This is a genomic window from Streptomyces sp. NBC_01276, assembly GCF_041435355.1.
Taxonomy (GTDB): Bacteria; Actinomycetota; Actinomycetes; order Streptomycetales; family Streptomycetaceae; genus Streptomyces.
In genome coordinates, this window is record NZ_CP108442.1 from 5,301,564 (window position 1) to 5,324,321 (window position 22,758).

Consider the following 22,758-nt stretch of genomic DNA (forward strand, 5'->3'; position numbering starts at 1 on the left):
GCGTGTCTCCTACGTCGCGGGCGCCGTGGCCTCGGGTGGCCGGCGGACGAGAAAGGCGGCCAGGGAGCCCGCCGCGAACAGGGCGATCAGGGAGACCGCCGTACCGAGCCAGGTGGTGCCCAGCCACTGGGTGCCGAAGTAGCCCAGCGACACGCTGTAGCCCGCCCAGGTCATGCCCGCCAGCACCGACCAGGGCAGGAACTCCGTCACCTTGCGCTGGGTCCGGCCCGCCCCCAGCGAGACCACCGAGCGGCCGGCGGGTGCGAAGCGGGCGATCACCACCAGGGCGCCGCCGCCCCGGGCCAGGGCCGTACCCAGGCGTTCCTGAGCCCGGGTCAGTCGGCGGGAGCGGGCGATGGCCCGGTCCAGGCGGGCCCCGCCGAGCCGGGCCAGCCGGTACGCCGCCAGGTCGCCCAGGACCGAGGCCGTCGTGGCGATGACCAGCAGGGCCATGATGTCGGGCACCCGGGGCGGAGGACCGGCGGCCGCCGCCGCTGCCGCGGCCGTGATCACCAGCACCCCGCTCGGCAGCACCGGCAGGAACACGTCGAGCACGATGGACACCGCGACCACGACGTAGATCCATGGGCTTGAGGTCAACGACCCCAGCGTTTCGAGCACAGCGGGACTCCCCAGTCCGAAGCGCCGCGTCGTCGCGGGGAGCGGCAGGGGCGGCTTGACAGCCATACAGCGTACGCCCGGCGGGGGGCCGGACGAGCCCGGGGGCCACCGCGTCCGTCAGGTCCGCCACCGCACGGCGGGGTCCGCCACCAGGTCTGCCATCAGAGCCTTTCGACTGATCAGGGCCGTCAGAGCCGTCAGAGCCGTCCGGGCCACCGGGTCCGTCGGCCGGGCCACTAGTGCGGTTCCGTGAGCTCCCGGTCCAGGACGGTCACCAGTCGGGCCGTCCCGGCCGCCCCCCGTCGCCCAGGGCGGGCCTGGTCCAGGCGCAGCCGGGCGCTGCGGCCCGCCAGCGACAGCGTCATCAGTTGGTTGCCGAACCACGGGCCGCCCGTACGCCGCCAGCTCAGCGGCGGCCGGCCCGTCCGCCCGTGCCGGGAGAAGCCGCGCCCCAGCCACCGGCCCAGCCGCGACCAGCCCAGCCGGAACCCCCACTTGACCGCCGCGTGGATGGAGTTGTGCACGGGCGAGCAGGTCAGCTGGAGCACGCGGGCCGTGCTGGGTATTCGGGGCTCGGCCACGTACGCGTGGTGGACGTCCCCGGACAGGACGCACACCGTCGCCGGGGCCTTCGGTCCCGTCCCCACCTCCTCGACGAGGTCGCTCAGCGCCGCGAACGACGCGGGGAACGCCGCCCAGTGCTCCAGGTCGGCGCGCCGCCGCAGGTCCTCACCGATGCGTGCCCACCGCTCCCCGCGCTCTCCCCGGCACAGGGCGGCGTTCCACACTTCCGCGTCGTGGATCAGCGGGGGCATCAGCCACGGCAGCGAGGACCCGATCAGCAGGTGGTCGTAATCCCCGTGCCCGGCGAGGGCGTTCTCCCGCAGCCAGGCCTGTTCGGCCGGGTCGAGCATGGCCCGCCCGTCCTCTGCGAGCACCCGGGCCGCCCGGGTGTCCACCATCAGCAGCCGGGTCCGGCCGAAGTCCCGCCGGTAACTCCAGCGCACCGAAGCCGGATCGGCGTCCGCCCCGGCCGCGAAGGCGCGCAGGGCGTCGGTGCCGTCCGGGTCGGCCCGTACCGCCGCGTACAGGGGGTTCGCCGCGAGTTCGCCGGGGGAGAGGTTGCCCAGGTGCTGGTGCACCCAGTACGACATGAGCCCGCTGAGCACCCGCTCCGGCCACCACGGGGTCGCCCGCATCTGCGCGAGCCAGGACTCGCTGGTGTTCCAGTCGTCTATGACGTCGTGGTCGTCGAACATGTGCAGGCTGGGGACCGTCGAGAGCAGCCAGCGGATCTCGGGGTCGAGCCAGGACTCGTAGTAGAGCCGGGTGTACTCCTCGTAGTCCGCGACCTGGGCGCCCGGGGCCTCGCGCAGGTCCCGGCGGGCCGCGAGCCACTGCCGCGTCTCCCGCGACAACTGGTCGGCGTAGACCTGATCGCCCAGCAGCAGGAGGAGATCGGGTCTGGGCGCTCCGGGGTCGGCGGCGAGCCGTGCCGCGAGGGTGTCGAGGGCGTCGGCGCCGTGCGGTCCGCGCCGGCCGGCGGGCGGGGCGGCCTGCCGACAGGAGCCGAAGGTGACCCGGAGCCCGGGTGCGGGCCGTCCGGGGCGGCCTCCCACCGCCGGGGTGGTGATCGTGCTCGCGGGGAAGCCGCTCCCGGACGCCGGCCAGACGAGGACTCCGTCGAGGAGCACCTCGTAGGCCGTGGTCGTGCCCGGGGTCAGGCCGGTGACCGGGACCAGCGCGTAGTGGTGGCCGCAGATCTGGAAGGTGCGGGCGCTGCCGCCGGATCCGTCGTCACACCGCACCACGGCCGTGCACGGGCGGTCCGCCTCGACCCATATCGTGGCGGCACCGCCCGTGTCCCAGTCGATGTGGCGCAGCAGTGGCCCAAGACGCAGTCCGGCCATGGAACTCCCCCTCCTCCATACCCCTTTCGATCACGGTACGGGGCGGAGGGCACGCCTGGCCTCCCCCTGGCGGGGGAGAGCGGGGGTGAACGCCGGGTCAGCAGCCGTTCAGGAGGTTCACCAGGGCCGTCTTCTCCCCGCTGTCCATGCTCAGACCCCAGTACTGCTTCACCTGCACCCACATCCGGGCGTACGTGCAGCGGTACGCGGTGCGCGGGGGCAGCCACTTGCCGGGGTCGAGGTCGCCCTTGGCCTGGTTGACGTTGTCCGTGACGGCGATGAGCTGCGGGCGGGTGAGGTCGTTGGCGAACTGCTGACGGCGGTCGGTGGTCCAGGAGTTGGCTCCCGAACGCCAGGCCTCGGCGAGGGGGACCATGTGGTCGATGTCCACGTCGGACGCGGCGGTCCAGGTGGCGCCGTCGTACTCCGAGTACCAGCTGCCGCTGACGGCGGCGCACGCGGAGTCGGTGACGACGTTGACGCCGTCGCGCTTGAGGACCGTCTCGCGGGTGTTACACGTTCCGGAGACCGTGCTCCAGTGCGGGAACTGGGCGCGGCTGTAGCCGCTGAGGGAGCCTTCCGGTGCCGGCGTCACCGTGGCCAGATAGCTCCGGGCGGCGGCCGCGCTGATCGGGGTGGGCGGGGAGGCCAGGGCGGCCGGGGCGTTCACGAGCGAGGTGAGCGAGGCGAGGGCGACGGCGGACGCGAGGATGCCCGCGCGGCCTATGTGACGCGCGTAGAAGGAGGGCATGCGAAGAGAAGCGAGGGCCATGAGGGCTCCCTGGGTGCGGGGGGTGGTGGCCGTTCCGCCCCGGTGGGGCGCGGCCATGCTGGCGGCGCCAGGTGTCGCGGGAACGGGCGCCAGGTGACAGGTTGCCGACATGAGCACGTCACATCAAGACAACCAACGATCCCCGGCCACAGGGAAGTTGGAAATCCGGCCACTCGCGTGACGGGGAACGGGGTGGAGTGGGTCCAAGCTCACATTCCGGGCACGGGTGCCCGGCGGCCACCGTCGCGTACCCTTGACGGAGCAGAAGGGGAGTAGCTCTTCGCCGGACCGTCGACATACTGCTGGGTCACTCCAGCCGGCGCCCGGAGGCGGAACGCGTCAGCGGTCGGCCAGCGAGACCTTCGGCCGCAGTGTCCTGCCCGCGTTTACGCACCCCGGGGCGCCGCCGAGCCGAAGCGACCCCTGATACACCCCAGGTCTCTCGGTCCCGATGGCGTCCTGCCCGTCCGATCGAGGTCCCACCCCGTGTTCAGCTTCACCGTCATGGCGATCGCCTTCGGCGTCGTCTTCCTCGCCGAACTTCCGGACAAGACGGCCCTCGCCGGTCTGATGCTCGGCACCCGCTACCGCGCCTCCTACGTCTTCGCGGGCGTCGCAGCGGCCTTCGCCGTGCACGTCGCCCTCGCCATCGCCGCGGGCAGCGTGCTCACGCTGCTCCCGCACCGGCTGGTCCAGGCCGTCGTGGGTGTCCTCTTCCTCGCCGGCGCGGCCATGCTGCTCCTGAAGAAGGATGACGGGGACGAGGAGGTCAAGGCGCCCGCCGACCAGTCCTTCTGGAAGGTCTCGGGGGCCGGCTTCATGCTGATCCTGGTGGCCGAGTTCGGTGATCTGACCCAGATCATGACCGCCAACCTCGCCGCGCGGTACGACAACCCGGTCTCCGTCGGTCTCGGCGCGGTGCTGGCCCTGTGGACGGTGGCGGGCATCGGCATCCTCGGCGGGCGCACCCTCATGAAGTACGTGCCGCTGCGGCTCATCACCAAGATCGCGGCCGCCGTCATGGCGGCGCTGGCGGTGTTCTCGCTGTACGAGGCGATCGCGGGCTGAGCGGAGCCCCCTCGCGGACCGGGAAACCCCCTTGTGGGGGCCCGGGGCCGCGGGCACGCTTGCGGGCGTGACCTCCACGACGCCCACCCCCGCGCCCGCTTCCCCGCCCTCGTCCCCGTCCTCGTCCGGCCCGGGTTTCGGCTGGTCCAACATGTTCGTGCGTCCCGACGAGGACACCCGGTCCGACGGCGGGTTCCGGGGTGAGCGGGCCCTCCTGGCCGGCTACCTGCGCGACCAGCGGATCACCCTGGAGCTGAAGTGCTCCGGGCTCGACGCCGGGGCGATGGCCCGCCGGGCGGTGGAGCCCTCGGACCTGTCGCTGCTGGGCCTCGTACGTCACCTCGCGGGCGTGGAACAGAAGTGGTTCAGGGGGGTCATGGCGGGCGAGGGGATCCGTCGCCACTACCGCTCCGAGCGGGAGCCGGACGGGGAGTTCACGGGTGCCGTGGCCGACCCGGCGGTGGTGGCGGAGGCCTGGGCCACCTGGCGGGCGGAGGTCGCCTTCGCGGAGAGGCTCGTCGAGCAGGCCCCCGACCTGGGCGTCACCGGTGACGACGGTGGCGAGCCGATCGAACTGCGCGAGGTGCTGGTGCACATGATCGAGGAGTACGCCCGCCACAACGGCCACGCGGACCTGCTGCGGGAGCGGATCGACGGGCGCGTCGGGCAGTAGCGCGGAGTCGTCGTGCCGGTTTGCCGCCGACTCGCGGGGCGCGGTCGCCTGCGGTGTGTCCCGTCGGGTTGTGGCCGCCCCGCGGCGCGTCCTGTCGGGGTGCGGCTGTCTGCGCCGCGGCCCCGTGCGGCGCGTCCGCGCGCGCCGAGGCCCTGCGGGTGGTGTCGGCTCGCGGTGGGCGCTCTGCGCCGCGGCCCTTGGGTTGGGCGCCCGCGCGTCGGACGCCTTGGCTCTGGACGCCTTGGCTCTGGGCGCCTTGGCTCCGGGCGCCCCGGGCCGGGTCGCCCGCCCGGTCTCGGGTCAGGCGCCCCGGCCTCGGGTCAGGAGGCAGGGGTGAGGGCGAGGCGGATCGTTCCGTCCCCGTCCGCCTCGACGCTGACCGAGGTCAGGTCGGGAACGTGGGCCGTCGGCCCGTACGCCGCGGCGCGCGGGCCGACGCCGATCACGCGCATGCCGGCCGCCAGGCCCGCGGCGATGCCGGCGCCGGAGTCCTCGAAGACCACGCAGTCGGCCGGGTCCACGCCCAGCTCGGCCGCGCCCTTGAGGAACCCCTCGGGGTCGGGCTTGCTGGCCCCGACGGATTCGGCGGTGACGCGGACGCGCGGCATCGGCAGCGCGGCCGCCGTCATCCGGGCCGCGGCCAGGGCGGCGTCGGCCGAGGTGACGAGGGCGTGCGGGAGCCCGGCGATGGACGCCATGAACTCCTCGGCGCCCCCGACGGGGACCACGCCGTCGGTGTCGGCCGTCTCGCGGGCGAGCATCACCTTGTTCTCGGCGTGATTGAGCTCCATCGGGCGCTCGGGCAGCAGGACGGCCATCGTGGCGTAGCCCTGGCGGCCGTGGACCACCTTGAGCGCCTCCTGCGGGTCCAGCCCGTGGGACACCGCCCACTCGCGCCAGCAGCGCTCGACCACCGCGTCCGAGTTGACGATGGTGCCGTCCATGTCCAGGAGCAGGGCCCGGGTGGTGAGGACGACGGGGGCGGTGGTCGTGCTGGCCGGCATCGGAGGGCTCCAGACGGGGCGGGAAAAGAGAACAAGTGGTTCCGTCCACCGGTCAGGGAGTGCGGACGGAACCACTTTGTTCCTACACGATACAAAACGTGGGAGGGTGCGCGCCACCGCCCGCGGAGTGATCTATCCCTCCAGGGCCCGCCGGGTCGCCGGACCGTAGACGCCCTGCGGGTCGCCTTCGACGTCGTTGTAGAACTGGAAGTCGTCCACGGCCCGCTCGACGGAATGCCCGTAGCGGCCGTCGAAGCGGCCCCGGTACAGGCCCTGGTCCGCCAGGAGCCGCTGGAGCTTCTCCACCTCGGGGCCGGAGTCCCCGGAACGCAGGGTCGCCGGCTTGGGCGCGGGCGGCCGGGTGGTGGGGCCGGCGGGGCGGCCGGTGGTCCCCGTCGGGGCCGGGGCCGCGGAGGACGAGCGGGACGCGGTGGGGCTCGCGGCGGAGGCGGACGGGGACGCGGAGCGCGACGCGGAGGCGCTCGCGCTGGGCGAGGCCGACGCGGAGGGGGGCGGCGTCTCCCCGGTGGGCCCGTCCGACGGGCCGACCGGAGCGACGCTGATGGCGGGCGCCGACGGACTGGGGTCCAGCAGGGCGGCGTCGCCCTTCCCGGAGCCCGTGAAGACCCCGAGCGACAGTGCCACCGCGCCGGCGGCCAGGACGCCACCACCGGCGATCAGCGGCACCAGCAGCCGGTTCCGCCGAGCGGAGCCCGCGCCGGAGCCCGCGCGGCGCGGGTGCGGGGCGACGGGGCTCAGCTGCACCGTCTGCTCGGCCGGCACCGGTACGGGTATGCCGTAGGCGGGCGTGTGGGGCTCCGGAGCCACCGGGGGCCCCGCCGGCACCGCCGCCAAGAGCTCGGTCGGCGCCTGCGCCCGCGGGGTCGGCGGCCCGCCCCCGGAACCGGCACCGTCCGCCGCGGAGGGGTCCGGGCCCGCCGTGCCCGGCCGCCCGGGATCCGGGTGCCCGGCCCCGTACGCCGCGGCGCCAGCGCCGGTTCCGGCCGGGGGCTGCGGCCATACGGCGTGCCCGTCCAGGGGGCCGGGCACGTACGGGCCCCCGAGCCCCTGCGGGGCCCCGTGCCCCGGCGCCGGGGGCGCCGGAACCTGCGGGTACGGACCGTCGGCCCCGGACGGGACCTCCGCGTAGGGCGTGACGGGGCCGGGGCGGGGCCCGGGACCAGCACCGAGGCCGGGCCCGGGACCAGCGCCGAGGCCAAGGCCAGGGCCGGGTCCGAGGCCGAGGTCCGGCTCCGGGGACGTCGGGGCCGGGGTCGGCCGGGGAGCGTAGGGACGGATGCGGAGCGGGTCGAAGGATCCGTTCGGCATGCATGTGCATTCGGCGCGTACGGCGCCGCAATTCGGACAGCGCTCAGCGCTCACTGCTACCCCTCCCGTGGCCACTGCCAGCGATTATGCAGACCCCGCAGGTCCGGCCCAACCCGCCCGACAGGCCATAACCGGACACACCGCTCAGGATGGATGGTGCCGATCCTGCCTGAGGAGGACCCGATGGCCCAGGATGTCACCGCTTCCACCGTGGAACCCGGTCCCGGTGCCGAGCACGCCTCCCGGGAGGTGCTCGTCTCGATCGGAGCCCTCCTGCTGGGCCTGCTGATCGCCGCCCTCGACCAGACCATCGTCTCCACCGCGCTGCCCACCATCGTCAGCGAACTGGGCGGCATGGAGCACCTGTCCTGGGTGGTCACCGCCTACATGCTGGCCTCCACCGCGGCCACCCCGCTGTGGGGCAAGCTCGGTGACCAGTACGGGCGCAAGAAGCTCTTCCAGTACGCCATCGTGCTCTTCCTGATCGGCTCCGCGCTCTGCGGCCTCGCCCAGAACATGCCCCAGCTCATCGGGTTCCGCGCCCTCCAGGGCCTCGGCGGCGGCGGGCTGATGGTGCTCTCCATGGCGATCGTCGGCGACATCGTCCCGCCGCGCGAACGCGGCAAGTACCAGGGCCTCTTCGGCGCCGTCTTCGGTGCGACCAGCGTCCTCGGGCCGCTGCTGGGCGGCCTGTTCGTGGACCACCTGACCTGGCGGTGGGTCTTCTACATCAACCTCCCCATCGGGCTGGTCGCCCTCGTCGTGATCGCCGCGGTCCTGCGGATCCCGGCCCGTTCCTCGAAGCACACCATCGACTACCTCGGCACCGCGCTCATCGCCTCCGTCGCGACCTGCCTCGTGCTGGTCGCCTCCCTCGGCGGCACCACCTGGGCCTGGGCGTCGAGCCAGATCATCGGACTCGCCGTCCTCGGCGCGGTGCTCCTCGTCGCCTTCGTCCTCGTCGAGCGGCGGGCCGCCGAACCCGTGCTGCCGCTGAAGCTGTTCCGCATCCGCACCTTCACCCTCTGCTCGGTGATCAGCTTCATCGTCGGTTTCGCGATGTTCGGTGCGATGGTCTACCTGCCGACCTTCCTCCAGATCGTGCGGGGCGTCTCGCCGACCATGTCGGGCGTCCACATGCTGCCGATGGTCTTCGGCCTCCTGATCGCCTCGACCGTCTCCGGGCAGATCGTCAGCCGCACCGGGCGGTGGAAGGTCTTCCCGATCGCCGGCACCGGCGTCACCGCCGTCGGACTGCTGCTCCTGCACCAGCTGGAACGCACCAGCTCCGACTGGCAGATGGGCGCCTCCTTCTTCGTCTTCGGCGCGGGCCTGGGCCTGGTCATGCAGGTACTCGTCCTCGTGGTGCAGAACGCGGTCGCTTACGCGGACCTCGGCGTCGCCACCTCCGGTGCCACGTTCTTCCGCTCCATCGGTGCCTCCTTCGGCGTCGCCATCTTCGGCACGATCTTCACCAACCGGCTCGGCGACCAGCTCTCCGCCGCCCTCGCCGGCGTCGCCCTGCCCCCCGGCCTGAGCGCACAGCAGCTGGAGGCCGACCCGCGGGCCATCGGCACGCTCCCGGCGAACCTCCAGCCCACCGTCCTCGACGCCTACTCCACGGCCATCACCGACGTCTTCCTCTACGCCGTGCCCGTGGTGCTGGTCGCCTTCGTCATCTCCTGGTTCCTGAAGGAGGACAAGCTCCGCGGCTCCGTCACCGCGCCCGACGTGACCGAGACCCTCGCCTCCAACCCCGTCGAGCGCTCCTCGCGCGACGAGGTCGCCCGCGCGCTGTGCGTGCTCGGCAGCCGTGAGGGCCGCCGCCACGTCTACGAGAAGATCACCGACAAGGCGGGCTACGACCTGCTCCCCGCCGCCAGCTGGCTGCTGCTGCGGATCAACAAGTACGGCTCCGCCGACCCGGCCGAGCTGGCGGAACGCACGGGGATCCCCCTCAAGGCCATCACCGACGCCGGCCGCCAGACCGAGGAACGCCGGCTCGCGGTCCGCGAGGGCCTCTCGCTGGTCCTGACCGACCGGGGACGGGAGGCCGCCGCCCGGCTCGCGGCCGCCCGGCAGGAGTCCCTCGCCGAGCTGCTGGGCGACTGGTGGGGTCCCGAGCGCCCGACCGACCTGACCGAACTCGTCGCGGAGATCAACCGGGAGCTGTGCGGTTCCGACGCCGAGGAGCCCTACGACACCCTCCCGCGCCGGGACCACGCCGCCCCCTGACCCGCCCGTCCCCGAGCCCGCGCCGGCGGTGGCGGTGGCTCACCCCAGGGACTTCTCGAACCAGTGCTCGGCGTACGGCCCGGACTTGTACGCCGGTATCTCGCGGTACCCGTGACGCGCGTACAGGGCGCGGGCCTCCACCAGGTCGCTGCGGGTGTCCAGGCGCACCCGCCCCGCGCCCAGCGCACGGGCGGCCCCCTCCAGCGCGGTGAGCAGGGCCGCCCCGCCGCCGGTGCCGCGGGCGAGCGGGTCGACGTAGACCCGGGTGAGCTCGGCGGTGGCCGGGTCGAGGAGGCGTATGCCGCCGCAGGCCAGGGGCCGCCCGTCGAGCCGGCCGACCACGAACTGCCCCGTGGGCGGGACGAGGGCGTCGGCCGGATCGTCCGCCAGCCCCTCGTCGACCTCGGCCTCGGTGGCGGGCCGGTCCCAGTACCGTCCGGCGACCTCCGCGTAGTAGGCGCGGCGCAGGGTGGTGGCGTCCGGCGTGCCGAAGGGCTCCGCCGTGACCTCCCACCCGGTGGGGGCCGTCGCGTCGATGATCAGGTGCTCGTTCATGGTGTCAGTGTGGAGCGTCTCCCGCCCTCCCCGCGTGGAATATCCACAGCCACGGGCCGATGATGAGGAAAGGTGTAAATAGGACCGACGGGGGATCACGTCAACGAGTCAACGGAGGATGTGAACGGTATGTCGGAGCACCCGGACTGTGCCCTGATCCGCCGCGGCTACGAGGCCTTCGGCAAGGGCGACATGGACACCCTGGGCACACTGATGACGGCCGACGTCATCCACCACATGCCCGGCAGCAGCCCACTGGCCGGCCACCACAAGGGCCGCGAAGCCGTCCTCGACCTCTACCGGCGGCTCGGCGAGGAGACCAACGGCACCTTCCGGGTCCGCCTGGAACGGGTCCTGGTGGACGGCCGCGGCCACGCGATGGCCTTCCACACCGCCCAGGGCGACCGCGGCGACCGGGGCATCGAGATCCACGAGGGCCTCTTCTTCACCATCGTCGGCGGCAAGATCACCGACATCGACCAGTGCACCCAGGACATCGACGAGAGCGACGCCTTCTGGAGCTGAGACCCGGACGCCCCTCCGGAGCCGAGCCCCGGACGGGCACACCCCGTGGGAACGCGAAGGGTCCGGGGCGGCACGCCGCCCCGGACCCTTCGCGCACGTCGGCGCAGGCGGCTCACGCCTGCTTCGGAGCCGCCTGCTGCACGACCTCGAAGGACCACACCTGGGACCCGGAAGCCGCGGGCTTCGGCCGCTCGCCACCACCGGCTCCGCCACCCGCACCACCCTGGTGCGCGGCCTTCATCGGCCCCTCCATCCACGCCTGGAAGTCCGCCTCCGAACGCCACCGCGTGTACACGAGGTACTGGTCGGTGCCCTCGATCGGCCGGAGCAGCTCGAACCACTCGAAACCGTCCGAACCCTCCACGGCCCCCGCCCGCGAGGCGAAGCGCTGCTCCAGGACCTCCCGCTGCTCGGCGGGAACGGTCAGTGCGTTGATCTTCACGATGCTCATGCACGCCATCCTAGGGATCCCGTGGGGGATATCGTCGTGCCCGGCAGGGATCCGGTGCACCGGGCGCGGCAGTCGGTCGAAGTCGAGGTTGCGGTCGACAGGGACGGGAGGACGGCGAGGCGTGGCTGACGCGGCGGAGCACGGCGGGGCCGATGGACATGCCGGGGTCATAGGCGGTGATGGCGGCCTCGGGGCCGCACGCCTCCTGCTGTGGGCGCTGGCGGCCGTGCTCGGAGTCAGGCAGGCCGCCGCCGTACTGAGCGTCCCGCCCGGCGAGTGGCTCAGCGGTCTGCACCTGCCCGGCGCCCCCGGAGTCCTGCCCGGCTCGCTCTACGACGCCGGCCGGTTCACCGGCACCCCCTTCGCCGGACTCGTCCTCAAACCGCTGGTCGGCCTGGCCACGCCGTCCCTGGAAGTGGCCTGGACCTGCGTCACCCTGCTGTCCGTCGCCGCGATCGGACTGGTCGCCGCACGCGGCCTGCCCGACCCCGTGCCCCGGCGCACCGCCCTGTTGGCCGCGCCCGTGCTGGTCGCGCTGATGATGGTCTCGCTGCCCGTCCGCGAGGCCGCCTCGCCCGGTCAGGCCGCCGTGCTGCCCGTGCTGCTGGTGCTGCTCGCGTTCTTCCGGGTACCCGGGGAGCGCCCCGCCGGGTTCCTCGTCGGACTCGCCGCGGCCCTCCAGCCGGCCCTGCTGCTGTTCGCCCCGCTGCTGTGGCTGACCGGACGCCGCCCCACCGCCAAGGCCGCCGCGCTGACCTTCGCCGGAGCCACCGCGCTGTCCTGGGCGTCACTGCCGCGCGACTCGTGGACGTACTGGGTCGAGCACCTGGCCGGCTCCGGCCTCGGCGGCGCCCCCGACGGACCCGCCAACCAGTCCGTCCACGGCGCCCTGTTGCGCCTGGGCCTCGGCGGCCCCGCCGAGATCCTCCTCTACGCCGCCCTCGCCACCGCGATCGCCTGCGTCGGCCTGCGCCGCGCGGCCCGCTACGCCCGCGACGGCCAGCTGCTGCTCGCCGTCGCCGTCACCGGGTGCGTCGCCGTCGCCGTGTCCCCGGACGGGTGGCGCCACCAGATGCTGTGGGTGCTGCTCGCGGTGGCCGGCCGGGTGGGCGAGCGGGCCGCCGACCGGCGGGTGTGGCCGGTGGCGGTGGTGCTCGCGATGACCCTGCCGAGCGCCGTGCTGCTGCCCAACATGGCCGCGCTGGCCCCCGTACGGGACAACGTGCCGCTCCTCGCGGCCCTGGCGGCGGCCTGCGTCGTGCCGTTCCTGCCGCGTTCGTCCCCGTACTGGCGCGAGCCCGTGCCCACGCGCTACGGGCGGCCCGCCGCCACGCGTTTCCCGCGCGTCCCGCTGCTGCCGTTCTGGCGCAAGGCGCTCTCCCGCCCCAACCTGCTGCTGGAATTGCTGCTGATACGGGTCGGCTACTCGCTCTACTCGCACATCCGGGCCGCCGCCCCCGCGAGCCGGTCCGTCGCCGAGGCCAACGGCAGCCGGATCCACGCGATCGAGCGGGCGCTCGGCATCGACATCGAACGCGCCGTCAACCGGGCCGTGGTGGACACGCCCTGGCTGGAGGCGTTCTTCAACTTCTACTACACGTCCTTCCACTTCGTGGTGCCGCTGGCCGTCCTCGCCGTGCTGTACCGGCGCAGCCCGGGGGACTACCGCTGGGCGCGGGCCTCGCTGGGCCTCGCCACCGTGATCGCCCTGGCCGGCTTCTGGCTGTACCCGCTCGCCCCGCCGCGGCTCATGCCGGACCTCGGTTTCGTCGACACCGTGCACGGCGTGCAGGACCTGGCGAACCCCTCGTACGGGGCGATGACCGCGATCTCCAACCAGTACGCGGCGATGCCGTCGCTGCACTTCGGCTGGTCGCTGTGGTGCGGAACGGTGATCGTGGCGCTCGCGCCCAAGGGCTGGCAGAAGCTGCTCGGCGCGCTGCACCCGCTGATCACGGTCTGCGCGATCGTGGCCACCGCGAACCACTGGGTCCTGGACGCGGTCGGCGGCGCGCTGGTCGTCGGCGCCGGGTTCGGGCTGGTCCACGTACTGTCCGGGCCGCGCGGCCTCCAGGTCAGCCTGCCGGGACAGCGCCCGGCGGCGGCAGCGGCCGGGGAGGCCGCCGCGGAGGCGGAAGCCGGTCGGAACGTACGGGCCCCCGCCCGGTCGGGGGGCACCTGAGGCCGGCCCCGCCGCGGCCGGCCGGCCCCGCCGCGCGCCACCCCGCCCCGCACCCGCCGCCCCGAACCGGCGCCCCGCCCCGCACCCGCCGCCCCGAACCGCCGCCCCGCCTACGGGCGTCGCCCCGGCCCGCTGCCCGAGCGGCGGCGCAGCAGCGCGCGCAGCGGGCCGGGGCTCTCGTACCCGACCCGCCGGGCCACCGCCGCGAGCGGCAGCGCGGTGGTGCGCAGCAGGTGTTCGGCCTGTTCCACCCGCAGGTCCTGGACCAGGCGGATCGGGGAGCAGCCGAGGGTGCGGGCCATCGTCCGCTGCAGGGTGCGCTCGCTGACGCCCAGGTCGCGGGCGGCTCCGGCGATGGACAGGGGTTCCGCGATCCGGGCCCGCACCCACTGCTCGAAGGCGGCGACCAGCGGGTCGTGACGGGCCATCGCGCCGGGGATCGCGTACGCGGCCTGCGAGGCCCGGTCGTCCACCACCAGGTAGTGCCGCACGAGGTCGGCCAGGGCCGGACTGCGCATCCCGACGACGGACAGCGCCAGGTCGAGGTGGCTGAACGCGGCGCCCGCCGTGGTGACCCCGTCCGAGGTGGTGACCATCCGGGCCTCCTCCAGCGTCACCCGGCGGTAGCGGTCGCGGAACACGGGGGCGAGCCACCAGCTCGTCGTGGCCCGCAGTCCGTCCAGCACCCCGGACTCGGCGAGCAGGAACGTTCCCGTGCAGGAGGAGGCGAGCGGGGTGCGGCGCTCGCGGGCCTCGGCGAGGAGCCGGCGCGCGGATCGGTGGGCGGGCGAGGCCACCGTCTCCAGCAGGGCGGCGGGGCGGCGCTCCATGAGGGCGGGCAGTACGAGGAGTCCGGCGTCCAGCGCGGTGGAGGCGGGTTCGGCGTCGATCCGGTGCCTGAGCCCCGTACGGACCCGCCGGCGCACGCCGACGGTGTGGATCTCGAAGGCCGGGGGCGCGGCTCCGGCGAGTTGCCCGCGCAGGGCGTTCGCGCAGTGCAGTACGTCCAGGACGGCCGAGATCCCGGAGTCGAAGACCCCGTCGAGGGCCAGTACGGCGATTCTCACGGGGGTCAGCCTACGGTCGCCGGGCCCGGACGGGCGCTGTCGGAAGTGATGCGGATGCTGCCGGATCCGTCACTCGTGCGTGCGGCGGGCCGGTGCCTAGGGTCGGTGCCATGACCACGTACGAGAACCTCACCGCCGAGGACACCCGCACCCGCACCCACACCTGGCGGCCGCGGCCCGAAACGACCCCCGAGATCCTGGGCATGAGCGGTCTGGACGTCCTGCGGGCGGCCCTTGAGGGCACGCTGCCCGCGGCCTCGATCATGAGCACCCTGGGTTTCCGCCTGACCGACGCGGGCGAGGGTTTCGCCGTCTTCGAGGGCGACCCGGGCGACCACCTGCTGAACCCGATGGGCACGGTCCACGGCGGGTTCCTCGCCACCCTGCTGGACTCGGCGCTCGGCTCCGCGGTGATGACGCGGCTCCCGGCCGGTACCGCCTACACCACGGTCCAGCTGGGCGTTCACATGATCCGTCCGGTGCTGGCGGACACCCCGCCGCTGCGCTGCGAGGGGAGCGCCCTGCACGTCGGGCGGACGACGGCCACCGCCGAGGCGCGCGTCGTGGGGACCCTCGACGGCAAGCTCTACGCGCACGGTACGACGACCTGCGCGATCCTGCGCACGGCCTGACCCGGCCCCCCGTCCAGGCCCCCGCGGGCGACGGACCGGACCCGGTCCCCCGCCGGGGCCCGGCCGGCGAGCGGCGCCCGCAACGGGCCGAAGGGGCGCCGGGGCAGTGGTGCCCCGGCGCCCCTTCGGTGGATCGCCGCGTCCTGTCAGGATCGGGCAGCCGCGGGGATCCCGCCACTCGGGCGCGGTGTCCCGGGCGGTGTCCTGGGCGATGACCGGCGGACGGCGGGGGCCGGGGCGTGGAAGGTGGACGGCCCCCGCCGCTCCGGACCACGGGTCAACCGGAGCTGACCCGGAGCTCCTTGATGCCGTTGAGCCAGGCAGCGCGCAGCCGGCGCGGGCCGGCGGCGGCCAGCCGCAGGTCGGGGAGGGCGTCGGCCAGGGCGTTGAAGATCAGCTCGATCTCCATGACGGCCAGGGACTTGCCGAGGCAGAAGTGCGGGCCGCCGCCGCCGAAGCCGAGGTGCGGGTTCGGGTCGCGGGTGATGTCGAAGACCTCGGGGTTCTCGAAGACCTCGGGGTCGTGGTTGGCGGAGGAGTAGAACATCCCCACCCGGTCGCCCGCCTTGATCTTCTGGCCGCCCAGCTCGGTGTCCTGGGTGGCGGTGCGCTGGAAGGAGACCACGGGGGTGGCCCAGCGCACGATCTCCTCCGCGGCCGTCGCCGGCCGGGTGGCCTTGTACAGCTCCCACTGTTCGGGGTGGGTGAGGAAGGCGTGCATGCCGTGGCTGATGGCGTTGCGGGTGGTCTCGTTGCCGGCGACCGCGAGCAGCAGCACGAAGAAGCCGAACTCGTCGGAGCGGAGGTTGCCCTCGCCCTCGGCGGCCACGAGCTGGGTGACGATGTCCTTGGCCGGGCATTCCTTGCGCGCGGCGGCCAGGTTCATCGCGTAGCCGATGAGTTCCACGGCCGCGTTGGAGCCGACCTCCTCGGTGATCGCGTACTCGGGGTCGTCGTAGGCGACCATCCTGTTCGACCATTCGAAGATCCTGGCCCGGTCCTCCTGCGGGACGCCGATCAGCTCGGCGATCGCCTGCAGCGGGAGTTCGCAGGCCACTTGGGTGACGAAGTCGAAGCTGCCGTCGTTGGAGGCGGCCACCGCCTCCTCGGCGATCTTCCGGGCCCGGTCGCGGAGGGCCGCTTCCAGGCCGCGGATGGCCCGGGGGGTGAAGCCCCGCTGCACGATCTGGCGTACGCGGGTGTGTTCCGGCGGGTCCATGTTCAGCATGATCAGGCGCTGGGCATCTATCTGCTCGCGCGGGATGTGCTCGTTGAAGCGGATGATCGCCGTATTGGTGGTGGAGGAGAACAGTTCCGGGTGCGTGGAGACGTACTTGACGTCCGCGTGGCGGGTGACGGCCCAGTAGCCCTCGTCGTCGAAGCCGGTGACGCCCCGCCGCTGCGGGCACCACCACACCGGCGCGGTCTGCCGCAGCCGGGCGAACTCCGGCAAGGGGACGCGGTCGTGGAGGAGGTCGGGGTCGGTGGCGTCGAAGCCGTCGGGCAGCTCGGGGCAGGGCATCGGGCGACTCCAAGGTCTGACGAGGGTCTGACGGCCCATCAGAAGTTGGCTCGAAGGTAGTAACGAGTTCTAGAAGTCACAAGGCCTCTCGCGCCACCTGTTGCGTGTGGAATCCGTGTAAGGCGCGTGCACGCCCCTTGCGTGCCGGGGGTTCGGGTCATAAGACTGCGGGGGAGAACTAGAACGCGTACTAGTTCAGGCGGGGCGCCGGGACGGCCCGCCGCGCCGGCGCCGTGCAGGATGTGCAGGAGAGGACGAGCTCATGGCCGCGGAACCCGTCATCGTCGAAGCCGTACGCACCCCCATCGGGAAACGCGGGGGAGCCCTGGCCAACCTCCATCCCGCCTACCTCCTCGGCGAGACCTACCGCGAGCTCCTCGCCCGTACGGCGATCCAGCCCGACTGCGTCGAGCAGATCGTCGGAGGCACCGTCACCCACGCGGGCGAGCAGTCGATGAACCCGGCCCGCAACGCCTGGCTCGCCATGGGGCTGCCCTACGAGACCGCTGCGACGACGGTGGACTGCCAGTGCGGCAGCTCCCAGCAGGCCAATCACATGGTCGCCAACATGATCTCCGGCGGGGTCATGGACATCGGCATAGCCTGCGGGGTCGAGGCCATGAGCCGGGTCCCGCTGGGCTCCGGATCCAAGCACGGGCCGGGCAAGCCCTTCCCCGACGAGTGGAACGTCGACCTCCCGAACCAGTTCGAGGCCGCCGAACGGATCGCCCGTCGCCGCGGGCTGACCCGCGAGGACGTCGACCGCCTCGGCGTCCTCTCCCAGGAGCGGGCCGCGGCCGCCTGGGCAGAGGAGCGCTTCAAGCGCGAGACCTTCGCCGTCCAGGTGCCGACCACCGAGGCCGAGCAGGCCGCCGGGCAGGGCATGTGGCGGCTGGTCGACCGGGACGAGGGGCTGCGCGACACCAGCATGGAGGGCCTGGCCCGGCTCAAGCCGGTCATGCCGACCGCCGTGCACACCGCCGGGAACTCCTCGCAGATCTCCGACGGCGCCGCCGCCGTGATGTGGGCCTCGCGCAAGATGGCCCGCGCGCTCAAGCTCAAGCCGCGCGCCCGGATCGTCGCCCAGACCCTGGTCGGCGCCGATCCGCACTACCACCTGGACGGGCCGATCGACGCGACGCGGGCCGTGCTGGGCAAGGCCGGGATGTCCCTGCGCGACATCGACCTCGTCGAGATCAACGAGGCCTTCGCCTCCGTCGTCCTCAGCTGGGCCCAGGTCTTCGACCAGGACCTGGAGAAGGTCAACGTCAACGGCGGCGGCATCGCGCTGGGCCACCCCGTCGGCGCCACCGGCGCCCGGCTGATCACCACCGCGCTGCACGAGCTGGAGCGGCGCGACAAGGAGTTCGCCCTGATCACCATGTGCGCGGGAGGCGCGCTGGCGACCGGGACGATCATCCAGCGCCTGTGAGTCCCGCAGGCGCCCACTGACCCCTTGGGATGGGACGCGCAAGGCCCCGGTGGCCGGACCTGGGGAGGCCGGCCACCGGGGCCTTCGTGTGTCCGCTGTCCACCGGTGGTTTAGTACCAGTGGTTGTTCTGCCAGAAGTTCCAGGCGCCGACGGGGCTGCCGTAGCGGGAGTTCATGTAGTCCAGGCCCCACTTGATCTGGGTGGCCGGGTTGGACTTCCAGTCCGAGCCCGCCGAGGCCATCTTCGAGGCCGGCAGGGCCTGGACCAGGCCGTAGGCGCCCGAGGAGGCGTTCGTGGCGGTGAAGTCCCAGCCGCTCTCGTGAGAGACGATCTTGTCGAAGGCCGCGAACTGCGCCGGGTCCTTGATCATCTGCTGCGCGATCGCCTTGGCGTTCATCGGGGCGGCCTGCGCGGGAACCGTGGCCAGCATCGAACCGGCGACACCCAGGGCGAGGACGGTACCCGCGAGGGTCTTCTTCGAAGCGGCGATGCGGCGGATGACGGCGTTGGACACGGAGGAACCTTCCGAAGGGGACAAGGACCGTCGCGGGCACGCCGAAGACGTGCGTGAACCACTCACGCAGAAGCAGAGGGGATCCTGGGCGGCGGGTGAAGCACCCGTGCCGCCCGGCGACCCATCCAGTTCTACCGACGCCCCGACCGCCTGGCAAAGACCCCGCCTACTACACACCCTCGCAGGAGGGGCCCCGCGAACCCGGCACGAAAGCGGCCGAGGAGCGGACACGCCGGGCCTTCACCGCCTACTACCCCGCTTCGTATGTGACCTGCGTCCTATGGGACGGCTCACCGCCGGACCCCCCGGATCTCACCGATCGTGACCGGCCGTATCCCCCTCGGGGAGGGGATCCGGGGCGCAAACGCCCTCCCGCCCGAAGGAGACGGGGGCGTCGAAGGCGGCCTTCCGCGTGGCCCGCCGCAGCGCCTTCAGCAGGGTGGCCCCCAGGGCGAGGGTCAGGACGACGGTCAGCGCCGCCCGCCCCAGGTCCCAGCCCAGCGAGGTCGCCAGGCAGTACGCGACGAAACGCGCCAGGTTCTGCGCCACCGGGTCGCCCGGGTGGAAGGAGACCCCCTGGCCCATGCCCTGCAGGAGCACCCAGCCCTGGAGGTTCATGACCGTGCCGTACGCGAACGAGCCCAGGAACCCGTACGCCGCCAGCATCGCCAGCTCGGCCCGCCCCCGGATCCTCTCCGGGCCGGGCAGCAGCCCGGCGCCGAGTGAGAACCAGCCCAGAGCCAGCATCTGGAACGGCATCCACGGCCCGACCCCGCCGGTGAGCAGGGCCGACGCGAACATGGTGACGGAGCCCAGGACGAAGCCGAATCCCGGCCCGAGGACCCGGCCGCTGAGCACCATCAGGAAGAACATCGGCTCCAGGCCGGCCGTGCCCGCGCCGAGCGGCCTCAGGGCCGCCCCCACGGCGGCGAGCACGCCCAGCATCGCCACCGCCTTGGCGTCCATCCCCTGGTCCGCGATGGTCGCCACGACCACCGCCACCAGCAGGGGCAGCAGCGCCGCGAACAGCCACGGGGCGTCCTGGGAGTGGGCCAGGCCCGACTGGCGGTCGGCCAGCAGGGGCCAGCCGAAGGCGGCGATGCCGATCAGGGTGACGAGGACCAGGGCCGCGGCGGCACGCGGACCGACACGGACGGGGCGGCCGTGGCGGAGGGGGCGGGCCGGGCGGGCGGTGTCCGCGAGGCCGGGGCGAGGGTGGCCGTCCGGGAGGCCGGGGGCGGGGCGGTTCACGGGGTTCCTTCGAGGGCCGCGGCCACCTGGGACACCGTGAGCCAGTGCCCCGGGGCCAGGATCTTGGCCACCTGCGGGGCGAAGGCGGGGGAGGAGACGACGACCTCGGCCGTCGGGCCGTCCGCGACGACCTCGCCGCCCGCCAGGATCACCACCCGGTCGGCCAGCTCGGCCGCCAGCTCCACGTCGTGCGTGGCCAGCACGATGGCGTGCCCGTCCGCCGCGAGCCCGCGCAGCAACCCGACCAGCCGCGCCTTGGCCGCGTAGTCCAGCCCGCGGGTGGGTTCGTCGAGGAGGAGCAGGGCCGGCCGGCCGGTCAGGACCAGGGCGAGGGCCAGGGTCAGCCGCTGGCCCTCGGACAGGTCCCGGGGGTGGGTGTCGTCCGGTACGCCGGGCAGCAGGGCCGCGACCAGGTCACGGCAGGTCCCGGGGGCGGCGCCGGCGTCGGCGTCGGCCGCGGCGCACTCGGCGGAAACGGTGTCGGCGTAGAGGAGGTCGCGCGGCTCCTGGGGGACCAGGCCCACCCGGCGCACCATCTCCCGCGGCGGGGTGCGGTGGGGCGCACGGCCGGCGACGGTCACCTCTCCGGCCGCGGGGGCCAGGGTGCCGATCAGGGCTGCGAGGAGGGTGGACTTGCCGGCGCCGTTGCGGCCCATCAGGGCGACGGTCTCGCCGGGGGCGACCGAGAGGGTGACGTCCCGGAGCACCTCGGCACGTGCGCCGCGGCGCACGGAGAGGTTCCGCACGACGGCGGCCGGAGCGGCAGCGGCGGCCGACGGGTCGGCCGCGCCGGTCACGGGGGCGGGGCGGCGCCCGCGCAGCCGGGCGAACAGACCGGTGCCGGAGCGCCGGGTTCCCCCCTCCGGGGCCGGAACGGCGCGGTCCGGACCGACACCCTGGGCCGGGACGTGCGCCCCGGGCGCCGCCGGATCCCCGGCGTCCGGGGCTCCGGGGAGCAGCCGCCCGGGCTGCCCCGAGGCCGCCCGCGGCTCCGCCGCCGTGCCGGGCGCGGGATGCGGGGCGGGTCCTCCGGGCCGGGGCGGTCGCGCGGCAGGAGCGGCTCCGGCCAGGCGGGACCTCAGCGGAGCGGCCGCGCGGCGGGCGTCACGGACGGACAGCGGCAGGGGGGACCAGCCCGCCAGCCGGCCGAGGGAGACCACCGGGGGATGGACGGGGGAGACGGCCATGATCTCGGCCGGGGTGCCGACCACGGGGGCCGCGCCCGGGGAGGGGAGCAGCAGGACCCGGTCGGCGTACTGGACGACCCGTTCCAGCCGGTGTTCCGCCATGAGCACCGTCGTGCCCAGGTCGTGCACCAGGCGCTGCAGCACGGCGAGGACCTCCTCCGCCGCCGCCGGGTCCAGCGCGGACGTCGGTTCGTCCAGCACCAGGACCTTCGGGTGCGGGGTCAGGACGGAGCCGATCGCGACCCGCTGCTGCTGGCCGCCGGACAGGGTGGCGATGGGGCGGTCACGGAGTTCGTTCAGGCCCAGCAGGTCGAGGGTCTCCTCCACCCGGCGGCGCATCACCGCCGGTGGCAGGCCCAGCGACTCCATGCCGTACGCCAGCTCGTCCTCCACCACGTCCGTCACGAAGTGCGCCGGCGGGTCCTGGCCCACCGTGCCCACCACGTCCGCGAGCTCCCGCGGCCGGTGGGTGCGCGTGTCGCGCCCCGCGACCGTCACCCGCCCCCGCAGGGTGCCGCCCGTGAAGTGCGGGACCAGCCCGGACACCGCCCCGAGCAGGGTGGACTTGCCCACCCCGGACGGACCGACGAGGAGGGTGAGCTCCCCCTCGGGGAGGGTGAAGTCGGCATCCCGGAGGGAGGGGTGCGCGGCGCCGTCGTAGGTCACCGACACCTGCTCGAAGCGGATCACTGCGCGGACTCCTCGGACGGTACGGGTGCCACGAAGGCGGGAAGCAGGCCGATCAGGACCGCCGCCGCGGGCCACAGCGGCAGCGTCGGCGCGACCAGCGGGACCACGCCGGGCCGCAGCCCCTCCGGGTCCAGCGAAGCGGCCCGGACCAGCAGGGCCGCCACCGCCGCCCCCGACCCGGCGACGAGCCAGGCCCGCGCCCCCCACCGGTCGGGCCGGTAGCGGGTCCGGACGCTGCGCCGGCCGCCCAGGCGCAGCCCGGCCAGGGCCAGGACCAGCCCGATGCCGAGCACGGGCAGCCCGTACGCGGCGCCCTCGGCCGCGAGCAGCCCGTACGTGCCGGCGCACATGCCGAGGAGGCCGCCCAGGGTGAGCGCGTTGGTGGTGTGCCGGACGGCGGCCGGGACCCGGGCCGTGCGGCCGTAGCCGCGCGCGTCCATGGAGGCGGCGACGGCCACCGAACGCTCCAGGGCCCCCTCCAGTACCGGCAGCCCGATCTGGAGGACGGCCTTCACCCCGCCGGTGGGCCGGCCGCGCAGCCTGCGCGCGGTGCGCAGCCGGGCCACGTCCGCGACCATGTTCGGCGCGAACGTCATGGCGACGACGACCGCCACGCCCACCTCGTACAGGGCGGCGGGCAGCGACTTCAGCAGCCGCGCCGGATTGGCCAGGGCGTTGGCGGCGCCGACGCAGATGAGCAGCGCGGCCAGCTTCGCGCCGTCGTAGAAGGCGAAGACCAGCTGTTCGGCGGTGACCCGGCCGCCGAGGCGGATGCCCTGCGCCCAGCCGGGCAGCGGGAGCTCGGGCAGCGTGACCAGGACGTGCGCGCCGGGGAGGGGGGAACCGAGCAGCACGGAGAAGAGGAGCCGCAGCCCGATGACGAAGAGGCCGAGCCGGACGAACGCGCCGTAGGAGCGGGCCCAGGGCGCGGCGGTGCGCCGGACGGCGACCACGTACCCGGCGACACCGACGATCAGCCCGAGGAGCAGCGGATTGGTGGTCCGGGAGGCGGCGGTGGCGAGCCCGAGGGCCCACAGCCACCAGGCCCCCGCGTGCAGGGCGTTGCTGCGCCGCGCCTCGGGAGCCCGCCAGCCCGTCCTCTTCTCGTACGTCGCCCCGCGCACCCCCCGACCGGCA

At 74.0% G+C, this 22,758-nt stretch carries 20 protein-coding genes; 7 read left to right on the forward strand and 13 right to left on the reverse strand.

Annotated features, from left to right (window positions below; genetic code table 11):
• Positions 1 to 9 precede the first annotated feature (9 nt).
• The 3 genes from OG295_RS23795 to OG295_RS23805 all read right to left on the reverse strand — a co-directional run bounded on the left by OG295_RS23795 (position 10) and on the right by OG295_RS23805 (position 3,282).
• The gene (locus tag OG295_RS23795) at positions 10 to 621 is read right to left on the reverse strand and encodes a DedA family protein (protein ID WP_371678695.1); all 612 of its coding nucleotides are present in this window, start codon (positions 619 to 621) and stop codon (positions 10 to 12) included.
• A 236-nt stretch (positions 622 to 857) separates the two neighbouring features.
• Positions 858 to 2,531 (reverse strand): alkaline phosphatase D family protein, encoded by a 1,674-nt coding sequence (locus tag OG295_RS23800; RefSeq protein WP_371678696.1) that lies wholly within the window; start codon positions 2,529 to 2,531, stop codon positions 858 to 860.
• Between the two features lie 97 nt (positions 2,532 to 2,628).
• Positions 2,629 to 3,282: an HNH endonuclease family protein gene (locus OG295_RS23805; protein ID WP_371681284.1), complete on the reverse strand. Its 654-nt coding sequence runs from the start codon at positions 3,280 to 3,282 to the stop codon at positions 2,629 to 2,631.
• A 507-nt stretch (positions 3,283 to 3,789) separates the two neighbouring features.
• Here OG295_RS23805 and OG295_RS23810 point away from each other — a divergent pair.
• Both OG295_RS23810 and OG295_RS23815 read left to right on the forward strand, forming a co-directional pair.
• Positions 3,790 to 4,371 (forward strand): TMEM165/GDT1 family protein, encoded by a 582-nt coding sequence (locus OG295_RS23810; RefSeq protein ID WP_371678697.1) that lies wholly within the window; start codon positions 3,790 to 3,792, stop codon positions 4,369 to 4,371.
• A gap of 151 nt (positions 4,372 to 4,522) precedes the next feature.
• Entirely contained in the window at positions 4,523 to 5,044 is a 522-nt protein-coding gene (locus OG295_RS23815; protein WP_371681285.1) for a DinB family protein, read from the forward strand.
• Between the two features lie 320 nt (positions 5,045 to 5,364).
• On the opposite strand, the gene OG295_RS23820 is transcribed toward OG295_RS23815, so the two are convergent.
• Together OG295_RS23820 and OG295_RS23825 are read right to left on the reverse strand one after the other, a co-directional pair.
• A complete protein-coding gene (locus OG295_RS23820) occupies positions 5,365 to 6,048 on the reverse strand; it encodes an HAD-IA family hydrolase (protein WP_371678698.1) in 684 nt (227 codons plus the stop codon).
• Between the two features lie 132 nt (positions 6,049 to 6,180).
• On the reverse strand, positions 6,181 to 6,876 hold the full coding sequence (locus OG295_RS23825) for a peptidoglycan-binding protein (RefSeq protein WP_371678699.1): 696 nt from the start codon (positions 6,874 to 6,876) through the stop codon (positions 6,181 to 6,183).
• A 684-nt stretch (positions 6,877 to 7,560) separates the two neighbouring features.
• Between OG295_RS23825 and OG295_RS23830 the strand changes: the two genes are divergently transcribed.
• Positions 7,561 to 9,612 (forward strand): MDR family MFS transporter, encoded by a 2,052-nt coding sequence (locus OG295_RS23830; RefSeq protein ID WP_371678700.1) that lies wholly within the window; start codon positions 7,561 to 7,563, stop codon positions 9,610 to 9,612.
• Positions 9,613 to 9,651: 39 nt separating this feature from the next.
• Here OG295_RS23830 and OG295_RS23835 read toward each other — a convergent pair whose 3' ends face one another.
• Complete coding sequence (locus tag OG295_RS23835) at positions 9,652 to 10,167, reverse strand: GNAT family N-acetyltransferase (protein ID WP_371678702.1); 516 nt, start codon at positions 10,165 to 10,167, stop codon at positions 9,652 to 9,654.
• Between the two features lie 129 nt (positions 10,168 to 10,296).
• On the opposite strand from OG295_RS23835, the gene OG295_RS23840 reads away from it, so the two are divergent.
• A complete protein-coding gene (locus OG295_RS23840; RefSeq protein ID WP_266838807.1) occupies positions 10,297 to 10,692 on the forward strand; it encodes a nuclear transport factor 2 family protein in 396 nt (131 codons plus the stop codon).
• 112 nt (positions 10,693 to 10,804) lie between these two features.
• On the opposite strand, the gene OG295_RS23845 is transcribed toward OG295_RS23840, so the two are convergent.
• A complete protein-coding gene (locus OG295_RS23845) occupies positions 10,805 to 11,143 on the reverse strand; it encodes an antibiotic biosynthesis monooxygenase (RefSeq protein WP_371678703.1) in 339 nt (112 codons plus the stop codon).
• Positions 11,144 to 11,264: 121 nt separating this feature from the next.
• On the opposite strand from OG295_RS23845, the gene OG295_RS23850 reads away from it, so the two are divergent.
• Positions 11,265 to 13,325 carry a bifunctional glycosyltransferase 87/phosphatase PAP2 family protein gene (locus OG295_RS23850; protein ID WP_371678704.1) on the forward strand — a complete coding sequence of 687 codons (2,061 nt, stop codon included), beginning with the start codon at positions 11,265 to 11,267 and terminating at the stop codon, positions 13,323 to 13,325.
• 110 nt (positions 13,326 to 13,435) lie between these two features.
• On the opposite strand, the gene OG295_RS23855 is transcribed toward OG295_RS23850, so the two are convergent.
• Positions 13,436 to 14,392 carry a GlxA family transcriptional regulator gene (locus tag OG295_RS23855; RefSeq protein ID WP_371678705.1) on the reverse strand — a complete coding sequence of 319 codons (957 nt, stop codon included), beginning with the start codon at positions 14,390 to 14,392 and terminating at the stop codon, positions 13,436 to 13,438.
• A gap of 110 nt (positions 14,393 to 14,502) precedes the next feature.
• Here OG295_RS23855 and OG295_RS23860 point away from each other — a divergent pair, with 110 nt between their 5' ends.
• Entirely contained in the window at positions 14,503 to 15,024 is a 522-nt protein-coding gene (locus OG295_RS23860) for a PaaI family thioesterase (protein ID WP_371678706.1), read from the forward strand.
• A gap of 277 nt (positions 15,025 to 15,301) precedes the next feature.
• Here OG295_RS23860 and OG295_RS23865 read toward each other — a convergent pair whose 3' ends face one another.
• A complete protein-coding gene (locus OG295_RS23865) occupies positions 15,302 to 16,546 on the reverse strand; it encodes a cytochrome P450 (RefSeq protein WP_371678707.1) in 1,245 nt (414 codons plus the stop codon).
• 262 nt (positions 16,547 to 16,808) lie between these two features.
• Here OG295_RS23865 and OG295_RS23870 point away from each other — a divergent pair, with 262 nt between their 5' ends.
• Complete coding sequence (locus tag OG295_RS23870) at positions 16,809 to 17,978, forward strand: steroid 3-ketoacyl-CoA thiolase (protein WP_266838804.1); 1,170 nt, start codon at positions 16,809 to 16,811, stop codon at positions 17,976 to 17,978.
• A gap of 110 nt (positions 17,979 to 18,088) precedes the next feature.
• Here OG295_RS23870 and OG295_RS23875 read toward each other — a convergent pair whose 3' ends face one another.
• From OG295_RS23875 to OG295_RS23890, 4 genes are all read right to left on the reverse strand, one after another.
• Complete coding sequence (locus tag OG295_RS23875) at positions 18,089 to 18,493, reverse strand: transglycosylase SLT domain-containing protein (RefSeq protein WP_100661137.1); 405 nt, start codon at positions 18,491 to 18,493, stop codon at positions 18,089 to 18,091.
• Between the two features lie 312 nt (positions 18,494 to 18,805).
• Positions 18,806 to 19,618 (reverse strand): ECF transporter S component, encoded by an 813-nt coding sequence (locus OG295_RS23880; RefSeq protein WP_371681286.1) that lies wholly within the window; start codon positions 19,616 to 19,618, stop codon positions 18,806 to 18,808.
• A gap of 122 nt (positions 19,619 to 19,740) precedes the next feature.
• Entirely contained in the window at positions 19,741 to 21,621 is a 1,881-nt protein-coding gene (locus OG295_RS23885; protein WP_371678708.1) for an ABC transporter ATP-binding protein, read from the reverse strand.
• Positions 21,618 to 22,745 (reverse strand): energy-coupling factor transporter transmembrane protein EcfT, encoded by a 1,128-nt coding sequence (locus OG295_RS23890; RefSeq protein WP_371678709.1) that lies wholly within the window; start codon positions 22,743 to 22,745, stop codon positions 21,618 to 21,620. Before OG295_RS23890 ends, OG295_RS23885 begins: the two co-directional genes overlap by 4 nt.
• Positions 22,746 to 22,758: the final 13 nt, after the last annotated feature.

Excerpts from the sequence above, each read along its gene's own strand:
- OG295_RS23870 (WP_266838804.1), top strand. The coding sequence starts at position 16,809 with ATGGCCGCGGAACCCGTCATCGTCGAAGCCGTACGCACCCCCATCGGG.
- OG295_RS23860 (WP_371678706.1), top strand. The coding sequence starts at position 14,503 with ATGACCACGTACGAGAACCTCACCGCCGAGGACACCCGCACCCGCACC.
- OG295_RS23865 (WP_371678707.1), bottom strand. The coding sequence starts at position 16,546 with ATGCCCTGCCCCGAGCTGCCCGACGGCTTCGACGCCACCGACCCCGAC.
- OG295_RS23820 (WP_371678698.1), bottom strand. The coding sequence starts at position 6,048 with ATGCCGGCCAGCACGACCACCGCCCCCGTCGTCCTCACCACCCGGGCC.
- OG295_RS23805 (WP_371681284.1), bottom strand. The coding sequence starts at position 3,282 with ATGCCCTCCTTCTACGCGCGTCACATAGGCCGCGCGGGCATCCTCGCG.
- OG295_RS23845 (WP_371678703.1), bottom strand. The coding sequence starts at position 11,143 with ATGAGCATCGTGAAGATCAACGCACTGACCGTTCCCGCCGAGCAGCGG.
- OG295_RS23830 (WP_371678700.1), top strand. The coding sequence starts at position 7,561 with ATGGCCCAGGATGTCACCGCTTCCACCGTGGAACCCGGTCCCGGTGCC.
- OG295_RS23815 (WP_371681285.1), top strand. The coding sequence starts at position 4,523 with ATGTTCGTGCGTCCCGACGAGGACACCCGGTCCGACGGCGGGTTCCGG.
- OG295_RS23840 (WP_266838807.1), top strand. The coding sequence starts at position 10,297 with ATGTCGGAGCACCCGGACTGTGCCCTGATCCGCCGCGGCTACGAGGCC.
- OG295_RS23835 (WP_371678702.1), bottom strand. The coding sequence starts at position 10,167 with ATGAACGAGCACCTGATCATCGACGCGACGGCCCCCACCGGGTGGGAG.
- OG295_RS23800 (WP_371678696.1), bottom strand. The coding sequence starts at position 2,531 with ATGGCCGGACTGCGTCTTGGGCCACTGCTGCGCCACATCGACTGGGAC.